Annotated in this window: 4 protein-coding genes; 3 read left to right on the top strand and 1 reads right to left on the bottom strand. The window is 70.6% G+C overall.

Going from position 1 to position 3,095, the window contains the following annotated elements; all coding sequences use genetic code 11:
* The 3 genes from H0U68_RS18585 to H0U68_RS18575 form a co-directional block, all read left to right on the top strand.
* Positions 1–1,437 (top strand): hypothetical protein (locus H0U68_RS18585; RefSeq protein ID WP_296358298.1); only part of this gene is annotated, 1,437 nt, incomplete at its 5' end.
* Complete coding sequence (locus H0U68_RS18580; protein ID WP_296358296.1) at positions 1,434–2,036, top strand: class I SAM-dependent methyltransferase; 603 nt, start codon at positions 1,434–1,436, stop codon at positions 2,034–2,036. The genes H0U68_RS18585 and H0U68_RS18580, both read left to right, overlap by 4 nt.
* An 11-nt stretch (positions 2,037–2,047) precedes the next feature.
* Positions 2,048–2,677 (top strand): DUF4157 domain-containing protein, encoded by a 630-nt coding sequence (locus tag H0U68_RS18575; RefSeq protein ID WP_296358294.1) that lies wholly within the window; start codon positions 2,048–2,050, stop codon positions 2,675–2,677.
* A 35-nt stretch (positions 2,678–2,712) separates the two neighbouring features.
* Here the strand turns inward: H0U68_RS18575 and H0U68_RS18570 are convergent.
* On the bottom strand, positions 2,713–3,095 hold a 383-nt coding region (locus tag H0U68_RS18570; RefSeq protein WP_296358293.1), incomplete at its 5' end, for a TSUP family transporter.

Raw genomic sequence — 3,095 nt, 5'->3', positions numbered from 1 at the left:
CCGCCGCCCGGCGTGCCGGTGGCCGAGCTGCCGGCCTGGCTGCTGCCAGCCGCCTTGCGCCAGGAAGCCATCGCCGCCGCCGAGAAGCGCCACTTCCTGTCGCAGGCCAAGCCGCCGCAGCTCACCGACGGCAACTGCGGCTGCGTGCACGAGGACATGGTCGGCGAGACTTACGGCTTCTATCCGTTCTGGGCCGCCGCGGGCAAGCCGCAACAGGTGGACTTCAGCCTGCACACGCGCATGGCCTTCCACGCCGCCACCTTCGGCGACGACGGCGGCCTGCGCCTGCCCGCCAGCGGGGACGCCGGCGCCGAATTCGCGGTGCAGGCCGAGCGCCACGGCACCAGGCTCGACCTGGTGGTCTGGCGCAACGACTGGAGCACCTTGCTCGCGCTGGACGACACGCGGCTGGAACGCGCCGCGCGGGAACTCGCGCGCAGCGCCGTGGCGGCGGCCGACACCCCGCTGCGCGACACCAAGATGCGCTGGAGCCGCTTCATGCCGTTCTCCTCGCCGGCGCCCACGGCGGCCGACGGCATCACGGTGTTCTTCGACAACATGCCCAACGCCGCCACCAACCCGGCGGGCGCGCAGGTGTTCGCCTCGTTCGTGCGGCGCTTCATGCTGGCGCTGATCGCGCAGATGCGCGCCGGCACGCCGCGCGACTACGGGCTCAACATCGCGCTGACGGCGCAGCAGATCGGCAAGGCGCCGTTCGACTACGAGGCGCTGTTCGACTACGTCAAGCGCGCCGAGGAGCCGCGCCTGGACAACGAGCGCATCCGCGAGGACGGCGACGTCTACCGCAGCCGCACCAACGTGACGGTGCGCTTCGTGGTGCTGCTGCCCGAGCCCACCACCCTGAGCAAGAAGGCGCTGCGCAAGTCGCTGGAGGACGTGCGCGACATCTACGGCAACGACCGCCGCATCCTGCTGCGCAAGATCATCGCCACCGTTTCCTACAACGGGGCCGATCCGCAGCAGTTCGCCGACGACCTGGCCTATTTCCGCGACAACTTCGGCGGCGCCGGCTTCTGGCAGATGCCGGTGCACGGCACCGCCGTGGGCGACGCGGCCTACGAGACCATCGCGCGCGCATTCCGCAAGGACGCCACCGACCAGACCACCGCGCTGTGCAAGCTGGTGTGCACCAACCGCTGGGCGGCGCGCGCCGTGTTCCACCTGCTGGTGCTGCTGCAGATCATCGCGCTGCTGGGCGTGATCGCCGCGGGCGGGCTGCGCTGCATCGGCAAGCGGCCCTCGCTCGGGCTGCTGGCACTGGCCGTGGCCCTGGCGTTCGTGGGCGGCAGCCTGCTGAACTGCGACCCCGACTTCAAGTCGCTGCGCGAAGGCAACGTCTTGTTCTGGCTGACGCTGGCCCTGCTGTTCGCCGCCGCGCTGTTCACCACGGTGCGCCCGCGCGACCCCAAGCCATGAACCTGATCGAACGCGCCACGGTGATGCACTACCACCGCCACCGCATCGCCGAATTCGGGCCGCGTCCGCAGGCGCTGGGCTGGAAGGCGCCGCACAGCCAATGGGAGCGCTTCGAGCTGATCGCGCAGGCGGCCGACTTCGCGCACTGCTCGGTGCTGGACGTGGGCTGCGGGCGCGGCGACCTGAAGGATTTCCTGGACGAGCGCCATCCCGGCGTGCGCTACACCGGCGTGGACCAGATGCCCGAACTTCTGGACGACGCGGTGCGCCGCCATGGCGCCAGCGCGCGCTTCCTGCTGGGCGACTTCGGGCAGATGGAATTGCCCGCTGCCGACTACGTGATCGCTTCGGGCGCGCTCAGCTACCGCTGCGCCGAGGAAGGCTGGCACCTGCGCATGGTCCGCAAGATGCATGCGGCGGCGCGGCGCGCGCTGATTTTCAACGTGCTGGACGCGCGGCGCTTTCCAGACCATCCTCTGCTGGTCGGGCACGACTGCGCCGAGGTGCTGGACCTGTGCCGGCGCCTGTCGCCGCACGTGGCGGCGTCGCAGGGCGAACTGGACGACGACATGACCTTCATCGTGCCGGCCACCGAATAAAGGAGAGGACCATGCCCCAGAACGACCGCATCACCAACGAACGCAAGGACGAGGCGTCGCGCGCGGCCAGCGTTCCCGACGCCGTCGCGCAGCAGGCCGGCTTCATGGCCGACAGCCCCGCCATGGCGGCGCAGCGCAAGCAGTTGCAAAGCACATTCGGCGCCGCCGTGCAGCTGTTGGCGCCGGAAGAAGAGCTGCAGAAAAAGGCCGGCCCCGAGGAGGAACTGCAGATGAAGGCGCCCGAGGAGGAGCTGCAGATGAAGCCCGTGCAGCGCAAGACCGCCCAGCTGGAGGCCGCACCCAACCGCACTGGCATGCCCGACCAGCTCAAGAGCGGCATCGAGAACCTGTCGGGCATGGACATGTCGGACGTGCGCGTGCACACCAACTCGTCCGAGCCGCGCCAGCTCAACGCGCTGGCCTATGCGCAGGGCAGCGACATCCACCTGGGTCCCGGCCAGGAGAAGCACATGCCGCACGAGGCCTGGCACGTGGTGCAGCAGCGCCAGGGCCGCGTGCAGCCGACCACCGAAGTAGGCGGCGTCAGCGTCAACGACAACCCGGGCCTGGAGAGCGAGGCCGACGCGATGGGCAGCAAGGCGCTGGCGCAGGCCAAGAGCGACGACGAACTGGAGGGCTGAGGTAAGGAGCGCTTGCGCGCCCGCCTTCCCGCAGGTCAGCGCGCGCCGAGCAGCACGGGCAAGCCCGACGCCAGCAGCGCGATGCCCGAGGCGGTGAGCAGGCCCAGCACCGCCCGGCGAAAGCTCGCCTCGTCGATGCGCAGGTAGAGCCGCGCGCCCAGCAGCGCCGGCACCAGCATGGCCGGCGCCACCGCGGCCAGCAGCGGCAGCATGGACCGCTGCACCACGCCCGAGGCGACGTAGCTGGCGAAGGTGATCGCCAGTATGGCGAGGTTGAAGTTCTGGATGATGGCGCGTTGCTCGTCCTTGCCGAAGCCGCGCAAGGTGCACCACAGCGCCGGCACCACGCCGGTGAAGCCGCCCAGCGCGCCCATCATGCCGCCCACCGCGCCGGCGGCCGCATCGCCCGCGCGGCCGC

Source organism: Ramlibacter sp., assembly GCF_013697775.1.
Classification (GTDB): Bacteria; Pseudomonadota; Gammaproteobacteria; order Burkholderiales; family Burkholderiaceae_C; genus Ramlibacter.
The sequence above is the reverse complement of the archived record's forward strand: the minus strand, read 5'-3'. Positions and strand labels throughout refer to the sequence as shown.

Bases quoted from the DNA above. Each gene is read 5' to 3' on its own strand.
- H0U68_RS18580 (WP_296358296.1), top strand. From the start codon at position 1,434: ATGAACCTGATCGAACGCGCCACGGTGATGCACTACCACCGCCACCGC.
- H0U68_RS18575 (WP_296358294.1), top strand. From the start codon at position 2,048: ATGCCCCAGAACGACCGCATCACCAACGAACGCAAGGACGAGGCGTCG.